Raw genomic sequence first — 19,343 nt, 5'->3', positions numbered from 1 at the left:
AATTTTCAATTCGTCGGCAGGCTTCCCGGGAAGCCCCGCCGCACGGGGCCACACGGCCATTGAAAAAAATTCGCGATGAAGCGGGGCGGGCAATTGCATGAAGCGAATGTCCGGTAAATATGGCGTCGCCCGGGCCGTCAGGTAAATAGTGCCGTTGCACGCGGGGTGTTGATGCAATTGCACCAATCGCAGTGCTTCGTGGAGCAGGGTTTGTGCCCGCAGCGGCTCATGAGCCGTCTTCCGCCAGCGCAAGGTCGATGACGAGCGGATCGTGATCCGACGAACGATATGCGTCGGGTGCGTAATACGCTGCCCGTTGCGCCGCGGTTTTGTAATCGGGCACGGATTGCAGGGCAACCGGCTCGTCGGCGTTGATGTGCCACACATGCACCGCCTTCACGCGCGCGGCGAGCGGCGACGTCGCGAGTGCGTGGTCGAGGTTGCCCGCTTCGCCGCGAAACACGTAGCTGTACCCGGCATGGCCGAGGAAGCGGGCGATGAGGTTCGCGTAGCCGCGCGACGCGAGCGCGCGCAGCGGATCCTCGTTCGCGTAGCTGTTCAGGTCGCCGATCAGCAGCACGCCATCGGCCGCGGCGCCGGTCGGCGACGTGGCGAGCCACGCGGCGACGCGTTCGGCCGCGCGCGTGCGCGTCGCGTTCCAGCAGCCCTGGCCATCCGACTGGTCGAGATCCGGGCCGGTCGCGCGCGGGCAGTTCTTCGATTTCAGATGGTTGACCGCGACCGTGAACGCGCGGGTGCCGCCGATGCGACGAAACGTCTGCGCGAGCGGCGGGCGGTTCGGACCCTCGAGCGCGACGGTCGCCGCGCGCCCGACGGGCTCGATCGTCCGGCTGTCATACAGCAGCGCGACCGCGATCGCGTCGCGGCCGAGCCGCGCGGTGCCGGGGTCGACCGCGCGCCAGCCGCCGCCGAGCCGGGCCGCGAGCCGTTGCACGGCGCTGGTTGGGCCATGGCCGTTGTTCGCGATCTCCATCAGGCCGATCACGTCGGCGCGCAGCGCACGCAGCGCGGCGACGATCTTCGTTTCCTGCCGCGCGAATGCGGCGGGTGTCTTCGCGCCGCGGTTGGCCGGATCGTCGAAGCCGCCGCCGCTGCCGTCGCCGTTGAAATAGTTGAATACGTTGAACGATACGACCCGCACGTCGGCCCGCGCATGGCGTGCCGGCGCATCGGCGCGGGGATTCGACGCGGCCTCAAAGACCGGCGCCGCGGTCGCCACGGGCTGCACTCGCCACGAGCCGTAGCGCTGCTCGAGCACGCCGTCGACGCCGCGTACCGTGTAGCCCGCGCGTAGCGTGTTGGCGGCGCCGAGCGCGGGTGGCGGATAGCGGACGATCGCGGGGTTCACGCGACTCGAACCGTCGTCGAGCACGATGCGGTTGCGCGCATTGGCCGCCGCCTGCGCAGCGGCCTCGGCCGGGGGGACCACATGAGTCGGCACGTACGACCGGCCGTGGCTGAGCGCGACGCTGCCGTAGTGGCCGAGTGCGGAGGTATCGCTGACCGTCAGCGTTTGCGGAAACCGCACGCGCATGCCTTCATGCGCGGCGAACACGGACTCGCTGGCGACCGGCAGTACGAGCTCTGCCGGCGTGACCGTCTGGCCGCGCGCGCAGACGGCCACGTGCCCCGACAGCGCGAGCTGCGTCCGGCCGTACTTCTGCTCGATCCTGCCCGTGATGTGCACGAGATCACCGGCGCTCGCGTGTGCGTGCGGGGCGTAGACGAACAGGCCTTCCGGGACGCCCGGCCGCTGCCGCCGCTGCGCGTCCGCCTGCTGGACGAAGAAGCCGCCGAAGCCGTCGGGGCCGCCGAATGCCGCGGTGACGACCGCTTCGATCGACGTGGTCTGCCCGGCCAGCGGCGACGTGCCGCCCGGGTGCCGGATGTCGGCGATCGGCAGGGTTGCGCCGCCGCAGTGCACACTGACCGGCAGTGCGGCGGCGACAGGCGTGACGGGAAAGGCAAGCGATGCGGCGAAGGCCAGGTGCGGCAGCAGGCGTGACATGGAACGGTCCACAGGAAGAAAATCCGAAGGTTCGGGAAAGCATCTTGACGGCAAAATCGCGCGCTGCGATCGAAATGGCCGTTCGGCCAGTGCCGGATGGCCAACGATGACGGCACGACCGGCCGGGGCTGTTACGCTTCGCACCTGACGCGTCATTCCGGCCGACGCTTGCGACGCTGCCGCGCACGGCCCTCACCGGAGAGTTCCATGTCCTACATGCTGTTGATTGTCGAACCGACCGGCCAGCGCGCCGAACGCACGCTCGAAGGCGGGCAGGCGCTTTACGCGCGGATGGTCGATTTCGCCGAGACGCTGAAAGCGCGCGGCGTGCTGCGCGGCGTCGAGTCGCTGGAGCGCTCCGAACGCGCGACGCGCGTGCAGGTGCGCGACGGCGAGACGCGCCTCGTAGACGGCCCGTTCGCCGAGGCGAAGGAGATGGTCGGCGGCTTCTTCATCGTCGACGTCGACACGCGCGACGAAGCGATCGAGATCGCGCGCCAGTGCCCGGCCGCGCAATGGTGCACGGTCGAGGTACGCGCGCTCGGCCCGTGCTTCCTGTGAATGCGGATTATAGGTATTTACCCTGATTCTCTGCGCCGCGCGTCGATCCGGTAGTCTGCCGCCCGTCGTCCGGATAAGGCGCCGATGAACGGATGCCCCTTTCCACCGACGACAAGGAGTGAGCAATGCGATTCATGATCATGATCCGTGCGAACGCCGTCAGCGAATCCGATGCATTGCCGGACAACCGGCTGGTCGAGGCGATGACGGTCTATCACGAGGAACTGGCCAAGGCCGGCGTGCTGCTCGACGCGAACGGCCTGCGGCCGAGCGCGCGCGGCTGGCGCGTGCGGTACACGGGCGGCAAGGGCACGGTGGTCGATGGCCCGTTCGCGGAAACCAAGGAACTGATTGCCGGCTACACGCTGATCCAGGTGCGCTCGCGCGACGAGGCACTCGAATGGACGCGGCGGTTCCCCGCACCGTTCGGCGCGGAGATGGACTGCGAGATCGAGGTGCGTCCGCTGTTCGAGCTGGACGACCTGACGCCCAGCGACGCGGTCGAACGGTTTCGCGAACTCAACGTCGGGCGCGGCCACGCCGGCTGAGCCCGCCGTCACCGGGGGCGACCTCATGCACCAGATGATCTTCGTCAACCTGCCCGTGGCCGACCTGCCGCGCGCGAAGGCGTTCTACGTCGGGCTCGGCTACGAGGTCGTGCCGGCCTACACGACGGGGCAGCGCGCCTGCATCCGGATCAGCGACGCCATTTTCGCGATGCTGCTCGAACGGCCGTTCTTCCAGACCTTCACCGGCAAGACCGTGGTCGAACCGGCGACGCACGTGCAGGTGCTGCCGTGCCTGTCGTGCGACAGCCGTGCCGAGGTCGACTCGGTCGTCGCGAAAGCGCGCGCGGCCGGCGGCACCGTGCCGCGTCAGCCACAGGTGTATCCGGGCATGTACAGCCATGATTTTGCCGACCCGGACGGCCACGAATGGGGGCTGATATGCGTGGAGCAGCAAGCCGCCACGCAGGGGCCGGCGTCGTGACGCGCGAGGCGACTCATCGTGCGATCGAGGCCGTCTGGCGCATCGAGGCACCGAAGATCATCGCGCGCGCCGCGCGCGTGGTGCGCGACGTCGGCGTGGCCGAGGAGCTTGCGCAGGACACGCTCGTCGCCGCGCTCGAGCACTGGCCCGTCGACGGCGTGCCGGACAACCCGGCCGCGTGGCTGATGACTGCCGTGAAGCGTCGCGCGCTCGACCGGGTCCGGCAGGAGTCGCTGCATGCGGCCAAGCGCGACCAGCTCGGTCATGAAATGGACGCGCTCGAAGCGCATGTCGTTCCCGACATCGTGGATGCGCTCGCCGAGGCACGCGACGACGACATCGGCGACGACCTGCTGCGGCTGATCTTCACGTCGTGCCATCCGGTGCTGTCGACCGATGCGCGCGTCGCGCTGACCCTGCGGCTGCTCGGCGGGCTGACCACGGGCGAGATCGCGCGGGCGTTCCTCGCGCCGGAGCCGACCATCGCGCAGCGCATCGTGCGCGCGAAGCGCACGCTCACGGCGGCGCGCGTGCCGTTCGAGGTGCCGGCCATCGATGCGCGGCCCGCGCGGCTCGCGTCGGTGCTCGAAGTGATCTACCTGATCTTCAACGAAGGCCATGCGGCGACCGCGGGCGACGACTGGACGCGCCCGGCGCTGTGCGACGAGGCGCTGCGCCTCGGCCGTGTGCTGGCCGGGCTCGCGCCGGACGAAAGCGAAGTGCTCGGGCTCGTCGCGTTGATGGAGTTGCAGGCGTCGCGCATGCATGCGCGTACCGATGCGCAGGGGCGCCCCGTGCTGCTGCTCGACCAGGACCGCAGCCGCTGGGATCCGCTGCTGATCCGGCGCGGCCTCGCGGCGCTCGAGCGGGCGACGCAGCTCGGCGGCGTGCGCGGGCCGTATGCGCTGCAGGCCGCGCTGGCGGCCTGCCATGCGCGTGCGCGGCACGCGTCGGACACCGACTGGGCGCAGATCGTCGCGCTGTATGACGCGCTCGCCGAAGTCGCGCCGTCGCCGGTCGTCGAACTGAACCGCGCGGTGGCGGTGGGCATGGCGTTTGGGCCGGCCGCCGCGCTCGAGCTCGTCGATGAGCTGCGCGATGATCCCGCGCTGGCGCGCTATCACTGGCTGCCGAGCGTACGCGGCGACCTGCTCGCGAAGCTCGGCCGTGCTGACGAGGCGAAGGCCGAATTCCGGCGCGCGGCGGAATTGACCCGTAACGAACGCGAAAGGGAATTGCTGCTCAAGCGGGCGACGGATGCGTGACGCCGGCGCGGGCGTGCGGCGCGAGCCAGCCGCGCGTGGCGCCGAACGGTGAGCGCTGAACGTTCCGCGCAACGCAGCCATGCCACCGTTCGTCCAGCCCGCGAACCCGCGAACCCGTTCCCGCCCGCCGCTATCGCGCGGATTGAAAAAGCCTATTGGGGGATGCGAACGCCAGCGCCTAGATTAAAGAGCACGATGCGTGCGCGTCCGGCAAACGCATCGTTCCCCACATATATCCTCGGCCCGGCTTCACACGCGGCCGCGCCGACTCGAACGGAGGCGCAAATGGCTCAACTCAAGGGCAGCAAGACCGAAGAGAATCTGAAGTTCGCATTCGCGGGCGAATCGCAAGCGAACCGGCGCTATCTGTATTTCGCTTCGAAGGCTGACGTCGAAGGCCAGAACGACGTCGCCGCGCTGTTCCGCTCGACTGCCGAAGGCGAAACGGGCCATGCGCACGGTCACCTCGAATACCTCGAAGCCGTCGGCGATCCGGCGACGGGCTTGCCGTTCGGGTCGTCGCGGCTGAACCTCGAATCGGCGATTGCCGGCGAAACGCACGAATACACCGACATGTATCCGGGCATGGCGAAGACGGCGCGCGACGAAGGCTTCGACGAAATCGCGAACTGGTTCGAGACGCTCGCGAAGGCCGAGCGCAGCCACGCGAACCGCTATACGAAGGCGCTGGACGCACTGGTCGACTGACGCGGCCCCCGCAAGGCCGCACGGCCCGGCCGGGCGTTTCGCGCGGCAGGCCGTTCGCTGATCGCTGCCCGCATCGCGCGGGCGGCGTGCCCGCGCGCATGCGCGCCACGCTGGAGCGCCCCATGCCCCACAAGGAAGGCAGTCTCGAAGCCCCGACCCGGCATCCGCTCGACTGGCAGTCCGATACGTTCTACGACCAGGCGGCGATCGACGCGGAAATGACGCGCGTGTTCGACATCTGCGCCGGGTGCCGGCGGTGCGTGTCGCTGTGCGGCGCGTTTCCCGCGCTGTTCGATCTCGTCGACGACACGCCGATGGGCGACATCGAGGAAGTGCCGAAGGATGCGTTCGGCAAGGTCGTCGACCAGTGCTACCTGTGCGACCTCTGCTACATGACGAAGTGTCCGTACGTGCCGCCGCATGCCTGGAACGTCGACTTCCCGCACCTGATGCTGCGCGCGAAGGCCGCGCGCTATCAGCGCGGCGAAGCGCCGCTGCGCGACAAGGTGCTGTCGAATACCGATGCGCTCGGCCATTTCGCGGGCATCCCGATCGTCACGCAGACGGTGAACGCGGTGAACCGCACGCCGCCCGCGCGTCACGCGCTCGAAGCGGTACTGGGTGTCGATCGCAACGCATGGCTGCCGGAGTTCGCGCCGCGCAAGTTCCGGCGCGCGGCGAAGCGCTCGGACGGCCCGCCGGTACGCGACGGCGAACGCACGCCCGGCAAGGTCGCGATCTATGCGACCTGCTACGTGAATTTCAACGAGCCGGGCATCGGCCACGACCTGCTTGCGATCCTCGCGCACAATGAGATCCCGTACGAGCTCGTCACGCGCGAAGCGTGCTGCGGGATGCCGCTGCTCGAGCAGGGCAACCTCGCGGGCGTCGCCGCGAAGAAGGCCGTCAACATGCCGGTGCTGGAGCGCTATGCGCGCGAAGGCTATGCGCTGATCGGCGCGATCCCGAGCTGCGTGCTGATGTACAAGAGCGAGCTGCCGCTGATGTTCCCCGGCGACGACGCCGTGCGCGCGGTGGCCGATGCCTTCTGGGATCCGTTCGAATACGTGATCGCGCGGCATCGCGATGGCTTGTTGAAGACCGATTTCAAGAACGGCCTCGGCACGGTGTCGTATCACGTGCCGTGCCACGCGCGCGTGCAGAACATCGGCCGCAAGACGGCCGACGCGCTGTCGCTCGTGCCCGATACGCGCGTGAACGTCGTCGAGCGCTGTTCGGGGCACGCGGGCACGTTTGGCGTGAAGAAGGGGTTCCATGCGGACGCGATGCGGATCGGCGCGCCCGTGTTCAAGGCGATGGCGGAGCCGAAGCCGGATTTCGTGTCGTCGGACTGCGCGCTCGCCGGCCATCACATCGTGCAGGGCATCGACGAGAAGGGGTTGCCCGCCGCGCCGCTTGCGCATCCGCTGACGCTGCTGCGTCGCGCGTACGGCATCTGAACCGGCCGCGCCCCGAACACATCGACGACATCCGAGGACATCCCATGACGCTGACCCGCGACTCGCTGCTGACCCTCGAAGCGTACGCCAAGATCCGCACGACCGAACATACACGGCTCGTCGCGTACAAGCGCCGCCGCGCGGTGGCGCTCGGCAACCATCTGCGCTTCCTGTTCGAGGACGAGACCACGATCCGCTACCAGATCCAGGAGATGCTCCACATCGAGAAGATCTTCGACGAGGCGGGCATCGAGGGCGAGCTGGAGGCCTATCTGCCACTCGTGCCCGACGGCACCAACCTGAAGGCGACGCTGCAGATCGAGTACGAGCACGAGGCCGAACGGCGGGCCGCGCTCGCGCGATTGATCGGCGTGGAGGATCGCGTGTACCTGCGGGTCGACGGGCATCCGGACGTCTATGCGATCGCCGACGAGGATCTCGACCGCGACAACGCGGAGAAGACCTCGGCCGTGCACTTCGTGCGCTTCGAATTGAGCGGGCCGATGCGCGCGGCGCTCAAGGATGGCGCGGCGCTGTCGATCGGCTGCGACCATCCGGCCTATGCGCTGCCGCCGCAGCGCGTGGCGGCGGACGTAGCCGCGTCGCTGGCCGGCGATCTGCGCTGAGGCGGGCCGCACGTCGCCCATGCCGCGGTTCGCATCGCACGCCGGGTGCACGCGGCACGCCTGAGGTGCGGGTCCGACCCGAAACCAGGCCGTCCGGGCGGCGCGGGCGCGCCGTGCCGGCCGCGCACCGCGAGGATGTAACAAACCCATCAGCGCTTGCATGCCGGGAAACAATGTGCACTGCACGTCAGTTTGCTTTCATCACCCGCAGAGGAACAATAAAAAGATTGTGCATGGAGATAATTCGGTTGTGCCGAATTTGAATGATTTACCGATCCGTGAATATCTTGTTACCAAATTTCCCCTGATTTACCGATTTTAGGAAGCCATTCTCGGGATTGTTGCCGGGGAGGGTCGGAATGCCTTCAGAAGCCCTTCAGTCGGATATGCGGTGCACTCCGGGAAGCCCCGCCAGGCGGGCCTTCCCAGCGCCGGGCATCACGATCGCGTAAAAAAATTCAAGCGTAAATACATTGCGCATCCATGGCAGGATGTTTCAGTGCGTAACATTAAGTCATTGTCATATTGAGATAAACCCTGAGGATGGTATGCTTCGTGCACAAAAATTCCCACATTGGAGTGAGACCGTGATTTGTGCGCCATTGCCGGGAATGGCGGCACCGTGAAAGTGCGGTGCTGCATCGGCATGCACAACAAGCGGATAACCATAATGTGCAACCGGGCCGCCCCGTGACGCGATGCGTGACGGCGGCGCCGACAATCGCAGCCCCGGCCTGGCTGTGTGGAGAGATCTACTATGTTCTTCGATGAGCTTAACGATGAAGAGTGGTTTCGTCTTTCAACGCTGATCGCCGATGAACCGATCCGGCTGAACCGTCGAGGCCGTCCGCGAGCCGAACCGCGCGTTGTTGCCAATGCGGTTCTCTGGATCCTGACGACCGGTGAAGCGTGGTCCAAACTGCCCGGACGCTATCCGTCCGGGCCAACGTGCCGTCGCCGCTACGAAGAGTGGCTGGCGAACGGCACGCTGCTGCAGATGATCGACGTGCTGACCCAGTTCAGCGGGCGCACGTTCGCGTACGTTCCGCCGCCGCCCGTGCCGGTGGCGCCGGTGTGCCGTGCCGAGTCCGTGCCCGACAATGACCGTCTGCGCGGCGTGTTCTGGCAGAACCCCGAATCGTGGCAATTGCCGGTCGCCCAGGCAAACGTTTGGCATGGCGGGGGCGAGGGCGCGACGCTGGCGCCGATGTCGAGCGTCGACACGGACGAGTCGTCCGGTGCGTCGTTCGCCGTGCCCGGCGCGCAGCCAGCGGGGCTGCGCCATGGGCGTCCGTCTGCCGCGAGCTTCGGATCGGCCGAACCGCAAGTCGACGAATATCGCGGCTATACGGTCTACGGCAGCGCGCAGCCGGTGCAGAACCTGATGTTTCGCGCGTGGGCCGAGATCATGCAGGACGACCGGCGCGTCGAGCGCTCGGGCCTGATCGGTCCGCGCTTCACCGACGCGGAAGAAGCGGAGCAGTACGCGCTCGACTGGGCACGTCAGTGGATCGACCGCCATGGCGCGAGCGACGAGCCGGTGCGTGCGCCGCAAAGCGAGGTGCTGGCCGGCTTGTCCGCGCTGGCGCGTGCGGAGTCGGACATCAAGCGTTTCATCGCGGAGCGTCGCGCCGGCGTGCTGACCGAGAGCCGCAATGACCCGGTTCAGTCGGATCGCCGCGAGTACGCGTACCGCGTAGGTTGATCGTCGTCCCAACGAAAACGCGCGGGCCGTCGTGTGTCACGGCGCCCGCGCGTTTTTTTGCCTCCGCATGCCCGTGATGCCGGGCGCACCGTCGAGACGGCGCGCCTGGCAGGCATTGCGTCATTCGCGTCCGTAGGTATCGTCGAAGCGGACGATGTCGTCCTCGCCGAGATACGCACCCGACTGCACTTCGATCAGTTCGAGCGGCATCTTGCCCGGGTTCTCGAGACGGTGCGATACGCCGAGCGGGATGTACGTCGATTCGTTTTCGGACAGCAGGAACGTTTCATCGCCGCGCGTGATGCGCGCGGTGCCGCGCACGACGATCCAGTGTTCGGCGCGGTGATGATGCATCTGCAGCGACAGTCGCGCGCCTGGCTTCACGACGATGCGTTTCACCTGGAAGCGCTCACCCATGTCGACCGAGTCGTAATGGCCCCACGGACGATGGACCTTGCGGTGATCGGTCGCTTCCGCGCCGCGCTGGGCCTTGATGCGGCCGACGATTTTCTTCACGTCCTGCACGCGGGATTTGTCGGCGACGAGCACGGCGTCAGGCGTTTCGACCACGACGAGATTCTGCGTGCCGACGCACGCGACGAGCCGGCTTTCCGAATGCGCGAAAGTCGATTCGGCGTTTTCGAACAGCACGTGGCCGCGGCCGACGTTCTCGGCATCGTCCTTCGGCAGGATCTGCCAGATCGCGTCCCACGAGCCGACGTCCGACCAACCGGCGTCGAGCGGCACGACGACGCTTTCGCACAGCTGCGGCAGGCTCGCGAGCGGTTCCATCACCGCGTAGTCGATCGAGTTCGACGGCGAAGCGGCGAATGCGTCGCGATCGACGCGGAAGAAGTCGCCATCTTCCTTGCCCTGTGCGACAGCCTGCGCGCAGGCGGTGTAGATCTCGGGTTCGAGCTGGCGGATCGCGTTCAGCCACACCGATGCGCGCACGATGAAGATGCCGCTGTTCCACCAGTATTCGCCGGATGCGACGTACTGCTGCGCGAGTTCGAGATGCGGCTTCTCGACGAAGCGGTCGAGGCGGCGCACGTCGAGGTTGCCGGTCGCGGCATCGCCGAGCGGCGCGCCGACGCGGATGTAGCCGTAGCCCGTTTCGGCACGGCCCGGCACGATGCCCATCGTCGCGATCTTGCCCTGGGCCGCGCACTGCACGCCGGCCGCGACGGCCGCGTGAAAGCGCGGCAGGTCGGCTACCGCGTGGTCGGCCGGCATCACGGTCATCACGGCATCGCCGCCGCCGGCGACGATCCGCAGCGCGGCCAGCGTCAGCGCGGGCGCGGTGTCGCGGCCGAGCGGCTCGAGCATGATCGCTGCGCGCTTGCCCGTCAGGCGCAATTGTTCCGCGGTCGTGAAGCGGTGATCCTCACCGCACACGATCAGCACGTCGTCGTTCAGCGGATGGCCGGTCGCAAGACCGTCGAGCCGCAGCGCGGTGGATTGCAGCAGCGAAAGATCGCCGAGCAGGCCGATCAGCTGTTTCGGATAGTGTTCGCGCGACATCGGCCACAGACGTGTGCCTGAACCGCCGGCAAGGATCACCGGCTGCACCGCGACGCGCGTGCCGGCGTCGGTTGCGGCGGAAGAAGAAGGGCGGGTATCGGCTACCACGGCCGGAGCATTCATGGTGACACTCTCCTCGATTGAAGTCAGTGCCTGTTTGTAGCATGAAGTAAATCGACAATAAAACCGGGCTCATTGGCCGATATTTGTTGGGCACGTTTGTTGAATTCGTATCCGGGAAAATTTTCCGCGATAGCAGCGGATGCAAATAAAAAAATAAAAAATAATTCGGCGGATCGCCATGGAGCTCCATCCCGTAAAGGGTTGGCGGAATCCGTAAAGTTTCCGAAAACTTCCCGATTCACGGTCGATTCGGGAAAACGTGCCGATTTAATTCTGGAATATCGCGGCAAGAATTTCCGATTATTTTTCGAAATACTTGTGCACTTGAGGGCGGATTTTCTTACCGCTTCAATAGCGTCATGCAACGTTTGAATCGAATGTGCGGCACGGGCTGCGCAAGGAGCTGTTCGGCAAACGCCTGTTCAAAGAGGAAGCAGACATGTTGAGCGTGCTGGCGAGAGTCATCGATATCGCGATGGTCGTGATGGGGGCGCTGATCGCCGCCGCGCTGCACGGCGGCAGCATCTGGCTCAACGACCTGCAGCGCACGACGGTGTTGTTCGACTGCCTGCTCGTCGTCGTGTTCTTTCCGGCCATCGGCATTTACCAGTCGTGGCGCGGCAAGCGTCTCGTCGGGCTGGTGGGCCGCGTCGCGTTCGCGTGGCTCGTGGTCGAGCTCGCGGGCATCCTGATGAGCTTCAGCTTTCACCAGTCGGGCGACCTGTCGCGGCTGTGGCTGGGTTACTGGGCGCTCGTGACGATGGTGCTGCTCGTCGGCTCGAAGGCCTGCGTGCACGTCGTGCTGCGACAACTGCGTCGTGGCGGCTACAACCTGAAGGCAGTGGCGATCGTCGGCGGTACGCCGGCGGCGCGGCGGCTGATCGCGCAGATGCGGGCGCGCCCGGAAGCGGGCTTCAAGCCGGTATGCGTGTACGACGAAAGCGACGTGCCGGGCGAAGTCGCGCTCGACGACGTGCGCATCGAGCGGCAGTTCGAATCGCTGGTGTGGCTGGTGCGCAGCCGGGCAATCAGTGAACTGTGGCTCACGCTGCCGATCACGGAAGAGCGCCGGATTCACCAGATCGTGACGGTGTTCCGCCACGACTTCGTGAATATCCGCTTCATTCCGGACGTGCGCACGCTGTCGTTCTTCAACCAGGAAGTGGTCGAGCTGCTCGGCGTGCCGGCGATCAACCTCGCAGCGTCGCCGATCACCGATGTGCGGATCCTGCCGAAGTTCGTGTTCGACCGGCTGTTCGCGCTCGCAGCGCTCACGATGCTTGCGCCGCTGATGCTGCTGATCGCATGCCTGATCAAGTTCACGTCGCGCGGGCCGGTGTTCTTCCGCCAGAAGCGCAAGGGCATCGACGGGCACGAGTTCGAGATCTACAAGTTCCGCTCGATGAAGGTGCATCAGGAAGCGGCCGGGCACGTCACGCAGGCGACCAAGAACGACACGCGCGTGACGCCGGTCGGCCGCTTTCTGCGCCGCACGAGCCTCGATGAACTGCCGCAGTTCATCAACGTGCTGAAGGGCGAGATGTCGGTCGTCGGCCCGCGGCCTCATGCGCTCGCGCACGACGACATCTACAAGGATCTGGTGAAGGGCTACATGTTCCGCTACCGGATCAAGCCGGGCATCACCGGGTGGGCGCAGATCAACGGCTTTCGCGGCGAGACCGACCAGATCGAGAAGATGATGGGACGCGTGAAGCTCGATCTGTACTACATGCAGAACTGGTCGTTCTGGCTCGACATCAAGATCGTCGTGCTGACTCTCTGGAAAGGCTTCGCCGGCAGCAACGCTTACTAGCCTGTCGCGGTGCGCCAGGCCCCCGACGGGGCATCCCCCAAGGGGACTTCATGCGGGGCGGGGAACGTGGGGTGGCCCGCTGTTTTCTTGAGACGCCGCGCCGCGCAGTCACTCCGGTTTTTACGAATTTCGAATCACTAGTCAAGAGGTCCGACACATCATGAATCTGACTATCATCGGCAGCGGTTACGTAGGTCTTGTCACCGGCGCTTGTCTCGCCGACATCGGGCACGACGTGTTCTGTCTCGACGTCGACCAGGCAAAGATCGACGTCCTGAACAACGGCGGCGTGCCGATCCACGAGCCGGGCCTCAAGGAAGTGATCGCGCGCAACCGCGCGGCGGGCCGTCTGCGCTTCTCGACCGACATCGAGGCCGCGGTCGCGCACGGCGACGTGCAGTTCATCGCGGTCGGCACGCCGCCCGACGAGGACGGCTCCGCCGACCTGCAATACGTGCTCGCGGCGGCCCGCAACATCGGCCGCTACATGAAGGGCTTCAAGGTGATCGTCGACAAGTCGACGGTGCCGGTCGGCACGGCCGAGCGCGTGCGCGCGGCGGTGGCCGAGGAACTCGCGAAGCGCGGCGCCGACCAGATGTTCTCGGTCGTGTCGAATCCGGAATTCCTGAAGGAAGGCGCGGCGGTCGACGATTTCACGCGGCCGGACCGCATCGTGATCGGCTGCGACGACGACGTCCCCGGCGAGCGCGCGCGCGAACTGATGAAGAAGCTCTACGCGCCGTTCAACCGCAATCACGAACGCACGCTGTACATGGACGTGCGCTCGGCCGAATTCACGAAGTATGCGGCGAACGCGATGCTCGCGACGCGCATCTCGTTCATGAACGAGCTCGCGAACCTGGCCGATCGCTTCGGCGCGGATATCGAGGCCGTGCGCCGCGGGATCGGCTCCGATCCGCGCATCGGCTATCACTTCCTGTATGCCGGCTGCGGCTACGGCGGTTCGTGCTTCCCGAAGGACGTCGAGGCGCTGATCCGCACCGCCGACGAGCACGGCCAGGCGCTGCAGATCCTGCAGGCCGTGTCGGCAGTCAACGCGAACCAGAAGCGCGTGCTGGCCGACAAGATCATCGCGCGCTTCGGCGAGGACCTGACGGGCCGCACGTTCGGCATCTGGGGTCTCGCGTTCAAGCCGAATACCGACGACATGCGTGAAGCGCCGAGCCGCGAGCTGATCGCCGAACTGCTGTCGCGCGGCGCGCGCATCGCGGCGTACGACCCGGTCGCGCAGCAGGAAGCGCGCCGCGTGCTCGCGCTCGATCTCGCGAATCACCCGAGCTGGCTCGAGCGCCTCAGCTTCGTCGACGACGAGGCGCAGGCCGCGCGCGATGCCGACGCGCTGGTGATCGTCACCGAATGGAAGGCATTCAAGAGCCCCGATTTCGTCGCGCTCGGCCGGCAGTGGAAGTCGCCGGTGATCTTCGACGGCCGCAACCTGTACGAGCCGGAGACGATGAGCGAGCAGGGCATCGAATACCACCCGATCGGTCGCCCTGGCTCGCGCCAGGCCGTCGCCGCCCGCGTGCCGGGCGCCGTGCGCGCCAACGCGTAACCCGCGCGTCACCGTTACCCGTAACCCGATTCGAGAAGCCATGTTCCGGAACATCCTGATCGTCTGTCACGCGAACGTCTGCCGCAGCCCGGCGGCGGAAATGCTGTTCAAGTCGCACGCGGCGTCGCGCGGCGGCCCGCGCGTGACGTTCCACTCCGCCGGCGTTCGTGCGAACGACGGCGACGGCATCGATCCGGTGATGCGGCAACTGCTCGCCGAGCGCGGCGTCGATGCGACGCCCCACCGCTCGCGGCGGCTGTCGCGCCGGATCGTGCGCGACGCCGACCTGATTCTCGTCAGCGAGCGCGAACAGATCAAGGCCGTCGAATCGGTCGATCCGTTCGCGCGCGGCAAGGTCCACCTGCTGGGCAAGTGGGAGGACGCCGAGATCGCTGATCCGCATGGCGGCCCCGTGGCCGACTATCGCGAGAGCTACTCACTGATCGAACGTCTGGTTCAAGGATGGCTGCAAAAACTATGCTGAAACGTCCCATGCGCCCGCTGGCGCTCGCCGTCGCGTTGACGACATTCCTGTCGGCCTGCGCGACCGCGCCCGGCAACTATCTCGACTCGTCGAACCTGAAGGACGAAGGCCGGCAAGGTCAGCCCGAAACCTATCCGGTTCATTACATCGACGCCAAGCTTGTGATGGATCAGTTGCAGAAGCAGCAGGTCGAGCACCCGCTGCCGCCCGGCCGCTACACCGATCCGTCGCAGTACGTCTACCGCGTCGGCCCGCAGGACATCCTCGGTGTCACGGTGTGGGACCACCCCGAGCTGACGACGCCGCAGGGCCAGTCGTTCTCGAGCGGCGGCAACACGACGCAGTCGGTCGCCGGCGCGCTGCAGCAACCGTATACGACCGCGCTGCCGGGCCAGGCCGATCCGTACGGCCAGACCGTGGCCGCCGACGGCACGATCTTCTTCCCGTTCGTCGGCCGCATCCGTGTGGCGGGCAAGACGGTTGCACAGATCCGTGAACAGATGGCGTCCACCCTGTCGCGCTACGTGAAGAATCCGCAGCTCGACGTGCGCGTGCTGTCATTCCGCAGCCAGAAGGTGCAGGTGACGGGCGAGGTGAAGCAGCCGGGCCCGCTCGCGGTGAGCGACGTGCCGCTGACGCTCGTCGACGCGATCTCGCGCTCGGGCGGCTCGACCAACGAGGCCGACCTGCAGCGCGTGCGCCTGACGCGCGAAGGCAAGCTCTACACGCTCGACGCGAACGGCGTGCTCGATCGCGGCGAAGTGAAGCAGAACGTGATGCTGCAGCCGGGCGACATCATCAACGTGCCGGACCGCAGCGACAGCCGCGTGTTCATCATGGGCGAGGTCAAGACGCCGGTCACCGTGCCGATGCTCAAGGGCAAGCTGACCCTCGCCGATGCGCTGACGTCCGGCGGCGGCATCCTCGACACCGATGCGAACCCGCGCAAGATCTACGTGATGCGCGGGATGCATGACAACCCGACGAAGCCGGAAGTGTTCCGTCTCGACATGACGCAGCCGGATGCGCTGATGCTGTCGAGCCGCTTCCCGCTTCAGCCGCTCGACGTCGTCTACGTCAGCACGGCCAGCTCGGTGCAGTTCAACCGTGTGCTGCAGCAGGTGTTGCCGACGATCCAGACGATCTTCTTCATGCGTCAAATCACGCGCTGATAGCCCGCCGGGGCGGCGCGTCCGCCCCGGCACCACTCAAGCGGGAACGAATGGTGAACACGCAAGCGAAACACTCCTACGCGGATCTGACCGCGAAAACCGAGGAAGAGGACGTCGTCCTCGGCCAGCTGCTCCAGGTGATCATGGACGACATCTGGCTGTTGCTCGGCATCGCGGTGACCGTCATCGCACTCGCCGGCCTCTACTGCTTCATCGCGAAGCCGGTCTACCAGGCCGACGTGCACGTGCGGGTCGAGGGCAACGACAACACGTCGCAGGCGCTCACGCAGACGCAGACGGGCGCGATGATCAACAGCGGTCCGCAGCAGGCGCCGACCGATGCGGAAATCGAGATCATCAAGAGCCGCGGTGTCGTCGCGCCGGTCGTCGAGCAGTTCAAGCTGAACTTCTCGGTCGTGCCGAAGACGATGCCGCTGCTCGGCAGCCTGGCCGCACGCGTCGCGACGCCCGGCGAGCCGTCGCGCGCCTGGCTCGGCCTGAAGTCGTACGCATGGGGCGGTGAAATCGCCGACATCGACACGATCAACGTCGTGCCCGCGCTCGAGGGCAAGAAGATGACGCTGACGGCCGGCCCGAACGACACCTACACGCTCGTCGACCAGAACGGCAGCCGCCTGCTGTCGGGCCACGTCGGCGAATCGGAGCAGAGCGGCGGCGTGACGATGCTCGTGAAGAAGCTCGTCGCGCGTCCGGGCACGCAGTTTACGGTGGTCCGCTACAACGATCTCGATGCGATCGCCGGCTTCCAGGCGGGCATCCAGGTGACGGAGCAGGGCAAGCAGACGGGCGTCGTCCAGATCTCGCTCGAAGGCAAGGACCCGGACCAGACCGCCGCGATCGCGAACGCGCTCGCACAGTCGTACCTGAACCAGCACGTGATCGCGAAGCAGGCCGAAGCGACCAAGATGCTCGACTTCCTGAAGGGCGAGGAGCCGCGCCTGAAGGCCGACCTCGAACGCGCGGAAGCGGCGCTGACGCAGTATCAGCGCACGTCCGGCTCGATCAACGCGAGCGACGAGGCGAAGGTCTACCTCGAGGGCAGCGTGCAGTACGAACAGCAGATCGCCGCGCAGCGCCTGCAGCTCGCGTCGCTCGCGCAGCGCTTCACCGATTCGCACCCGATGGTGATCGCCGCGAAGCAGCAGCTCGCGGAACTGCAGGGCGAGAAGGACAAGTTCAGCAACCGCTTCCGCAGCCTGCCGGCGACCGAAGTGAAGGCCGTGCAGCTCCAGCGTGACGCGAAGGTTGCCGAAGACATCTACGTGCTGCTGCTGAACCGCGTGCAGGAACTGTCGGTGCAGAAGGCCGGCACGGGCGGCAACATCCACCTGGTCGATTCGGCGCTGCGCCCGGGCGACCCGGTCAAGCCGAAGAAGGTGCTGATCCTGTCGGCCGCGGTGTTCCTCGGCATGATCCTCGGCACCGGCGTCGTGTTCCTGCGCCGCAACCTGTTCCAGGGCATCGAGGATCCGGATCGCGTCGAGCGCACGTTCAACCTGCCGCTGTACGGGCTGGTGCCGCAAAGCGCCGAGCAGGTGAAGCTCGACGCCGTGGCCGAGAAGGGCGGCGGCCGCGCGCGGCCGATCCTCGCGAGCCTGCGCCCGAAGGACCTGAGCGTCGAAAGCATGCGCAGCCTGCGCACCGCGATGCAGTTCGCGATGATGGACGCGAAGAACCGCGTGATCGTGCTGACCGGCCCGACCCCGGGCATCGGCAAGAGCTTCCTGACGGTCAACCTCGCCGTGCTGCTCGCCCATTCCGGCAAGCGCGTGCTGCTGATCGACGCCGACATGCGCCGCGGGATGCTCGACCGCTACTTCGGCCTCACCGCGCAGCCCGGCCTGTCCGAGCTGCTGAGCGACCAGTCGCCGCTCGAGGACGCGATCCGCGAGACGCCGGTGCAGGGCCTGTCGTTCATCTCGGCCGGCACGCGCCCGCCGAACCCCTCGGAGCTGCTGATGTCGACGCGCCTGCCGCAATACCTCGAAGGGCTCGGCAAGCGCTACGACGTCGTGCTGATCGATTCGCCGCCGGTGCTGGCGGTGACCGACGCGACCATCGTCGGGCGCATGGCTGGCGCGACCTTCATGGTGCTGCGCTCGGGCATGCATACCGAAGCCGAGATCGCCGACGCGATCAAGCGCCTGCGCACCGCGGGCGTCGACCTGGAAGGTGGAATCTTCAACGGCGTGCCGCCCAAGGCGCGCGGCTACGGCCGCGGCTATGCGGCCGTCCACGAATACCTGAGCGCTTGACCGCATTGCACGAAACCGGGCGGGCGCGAGCCGCGCCCGCCCGGCCGACTGGAGAACCATCGATGAAGATTTCCGTGCTCGTTCCGACCTACCGGCGTCCCGCCGACCTCGCGCGCTGCCTGCTGGCGCTGCAGCGCCAGCAGCGGCTGCCCGACGAGGTGATCGTCGTCGCGCGCCCGGAGGACGATGCCACCCACGAGCGCCTCGCCGATCCGGCGGTCGGCGGCACGCTGCCGCTGCGCATCGTGCCGGTCGACGTACCGGGGCAGGTCGCCGCGTTGAACATGGGGCTCGACTCGGCGAGCGGCGACATCGTCGCGATCACCGACGACGACGCGGCGCCGCATGCCGACTGGCTCGCGCGCGTCGAAGCCGTGTTCCTGGCCGATCCGCGCGTCGGTGCGGTCGGCGGCCGCGACTGGGTGCACGAGAAAGGCCGCGTGCTCGACGAATCGCGCGAGCTCGTCGGCCAGCTCACGCTGTCCGGCAGGATCATCGGCAACCATCATCTCGGCGTCGGCGGCGCGCGCGAAGTCGACATGCTGAAAGGCGCGAACATGAGCTACCGCCGCGCCGCGATCGAACGGCTGCGCTTCGACACGCGGCTGCGTGGCGCCGGCGCGCAGGTACACAACGACATGGGGTTCAGCATGCATGTGCAGCGCGAGGGCTGGAAGCTCGTCTACGACCCGGCGATCGCGGTCGATCATTTTCCGGCCGAGCGCTTCGACGACGACCGGCGCGATGCCGCGTCGCTGAATGCGATCAGCAACGGCGCGTACAACCTGCACCTGATCCTGCGCGAGCATCTGCCGCTGGTGCGGCGCGAGATCGCGTGGTGGTGGTGGACGCTGGTCGGCACGCGCGTCTATCCGGGCTTCGCGCACGTGCTGCTGTCGCTGCGTACCGCGCAGCGCGAGCGCGTGCGCGAGCACTGGCGCGCGGTGCGTCGTGGCGCACGCGATGCGCGCCGCGCGAACCTTGCCCCCCACCGTGCGGCGATGCCGCCGGTGACGTCTTGAACGGGCTGCGCG

At 67.0% G+C, this 19,343-nt stretch carries 16 protein-coding genes; 14 read left to right on the top strand and 2 right to left on the bottom strand.

What is annotated here, in order from left to right; translation table 11 throughout:
- Nucleotides 1-226: 226 nt before the first annotated feature.
- Entirely contained in the window at nucleotides 227-2,029 is a 1,803-nt protein-coding gene (locus GEM_RS24425) for an ExeM/NucH family extracellular endonuclease (RefSeq protein ID WP_014900084.1), read from the bottom strand.
- A 207-nt stretch (nucleotides 2,030-2,236) separates the two neighbouring features.
- Here GEM_RS24425 and GEM_RS24420 point away from each other — a divergent pair, with 207 nt between their 5' ends.
- From GEM_RS24420 to GEM_RS24385, 8 genes are all read left to right on the top strand, one after another.
- Complete coding sequence (locus GEM_RS24420) at nucleotides 2,237-2,590, top strand: YciI family protein (protein WP_014900083.1); 354 nt, start codon at nucleotides 2,237-2,239, stop codon at nucleotides 2,588-2,590.
- A gap of 125 nt (nucleotides 2,591-2,715) precedes the next feature.
- Nucleotides 2,716-3,138, top strand: a complete 423-nt coding sequence (locus tag GEM_RS24415) for a YciI family protein (RefSeq protein ID WP_014900082.1) — start codon at nucleotides 2,716-2,718, stop codon at nucleotides 3,136-3,138.
- Nucleotides 3,139-3,163: 25 nt separating this feature from the next.
- Nucleotides 3,164-3,580 (top strand): VOC family protein, encoded by a 417-nt coding sequence (locus GEM_RS24410; protein ID WP_014900081.1) that lies wholly within the window; start codon nucleotides 3,164-3,166, stop codon nucleotides 3,578-3,580.
- On the top strand, nucleotides 3,577-4,845 hold the full coding sequence (locus GEM_RS24405) for an RNA polymerase sigma factor (protein WP_041490815.1): 1,269 nt from the start codon (nucleotides 3,577-3,579) through the stop codon (nucleotides 4,843-4,845). The genes GEM_RS24410 and GEM_RS24405 overlap by 4 nt, the downstream gene beginning before the upstream one ends.
- A gap of 285 nt (nucleotides 4,846-5,130) precedes the next feature.
- Nucleotides 5,131-5,553, top strand: coding sequence for a rubrerythrin family protein (locus tag GEM_RS24400; protein WP_014900079.1), 423 nt, complete (start codon nucleotides 5,131-5,133; stop codon nucleotides 5,551-5,553).
- Nucleotides 5,554-5,675: 122 nt separating this feature from the next.
- Nucleotides 5,676-7,013, top strand: a complete 1,338-nt coding sequence (locus tag GEM_RS24395; protein WP_014900078.1) for a heterodisulfide reductase-related iron-sulfur binding cluster — start codon at nucleotides 5,676-5,678, stop codon at nucleotides 7,011-7,013.
- Nucleotides 7,014-7,057: 44 nt separating this feature from the next.
- Entirely contained in the window at nucleotides 7,058-7,639 is a 582-nt protein-coding gene (locus GEM_RS24390) for a DUF3501 family protein (RefSeq protein WP_014900077.1), read from the top strand.
- A 757-nt stretch (nucleotides 7,640-8,396) separates the two neighbouring features.
- The gene (locus tag GEM_RS24385; protein ID WP_014900076.1) at nucleotides 8,397-9,344 is read left to right on the top strand and encodes a transposase; all 948 of its coding nucleotides are present in this window, start codon (nucleotides 8,397-8,399) and stop codon (nucleotides 9,342-9,344) included.
- Between the two features lie 120 nt (nucleotides 9,345-9,464).
- On the opposite strand, the gene GEM_RS24380 is transcribed toward GEM_RS24385, so the two are convergent.
- Nucleotides 9,465-10,991 (bottom strand): mannose-1-phosphate guanylyltransferase/mannose-6-phosphate isomerase, encoded by a 1,527-nt coding sequence (locus GEM_RS24380; protein WP_014900075.1) that lies wholly within the window; start codon nucleotides 10,989-10,991, stop codon nucleotides 9,465-9,467.
- 439 nt (nucleotides 10,992-11,430) lie between these two features.
- On the opposite strand from GEM_RS24380, the gene GEM_RS24375 reads away from it, so the two are divergent.
- The 6 genes from GEM_RS24375 to GEM_RS24350 all read left to right on the top strand — a co-directional run bounded on the left by GEM_RS24375 (nucleotide 11,431) and on the right by GEM_RS24350 (nucleotide 19,331).
- Complete coding sequence (locus GEM_RS24375) at nucleotides 11,431-12,804, top strand: undecaprenyl-phosphate glucose phosphotransferase (RefSeq protein ID WP_014900074.1); 1,374 nt, start codon at nucleotides 11,431-11,433, stop codon at nucleotides 12,802-12,804.
- A 160-nt stretch (nucleotides 12,805-12,964) separates the two neighbouring features.
- Entirely contained in the window at nucleotides 12,965-14,377 is a 1,413-nt protein-coding gene (locus GEM_RS24370; protein WP_014900073.1) for a UDP-glucose dehydrogenase family protein, read from the top strand.
- A 40-nt stretch (nucleotides 14,378-14,417) separates the two neighbouring features.
- Entirely contained in the window at nucleotides 14,418-14,861 is a 444-nt protein-coding gene (locus GEM_RS24365; protein ID WP_014900072.1) for a low molecular weight protein-tyrosine-phosphatase, read from the top strand.
- Nucleotides 14,855-16,033 (top strand): polysaccharide biosynthesis/export family protein, encoded by a 1,179-nt coding sequence (locus GEM_RS24360; RefSeq protein ID WP_041490814.1) that lies wholly within the window; start codon nucleotides 14,855-14,857, stop codon nucleotides 16,031-16,033. Before GEM_RS24365 ends, GEM_RS24360 begins: the two co-directional genes overlap by 7 nt.
- A gap of 50 nt (nucleotides 16,034-16,083) precedes the next feature.
- Entirely contained in the window at nucleotides 16,084-18,309 is a 2,226-nt protein-coding gene (locus GEM_RS24355) for a polysaccharide biosynthesis tyrosine autokinase (RefSeq protein WP_014900070.1), read from the top strand.
- Between the two features lie 62 nt (nucleotides 18,310-18,371).
- Nucleotides 18,372-19,331, top strand: a complete 960-nt coding sequence (locus tag GEM_RS24350) for a glycosyltransferase family 2 protein (protein WP_014900069.1) — start codon at nucleotides 18,372-18,374, stop codon at nucleotides 19,329-19,331.
- Nucleotides 19,332-19,343: the final 12 nt, after the last annotated feature.

It is taken from the genome of Burkholderia cepacia GG4 (genome assembly GCF_000292915.1).
GTDB classification, from domain to species: domain Bacteria; phylum Pseudomonadota; class Gammaproteobacteria; order Burkholderiales; family Burkholderiaceae; genus Burkholderia; species Burkholderia cepacia_D.
The sequence above is the reverse complement of the archived record's forward strand: the minus strand, read 5'-3'. Positions and strand labels throughout refer to the sequence as shown.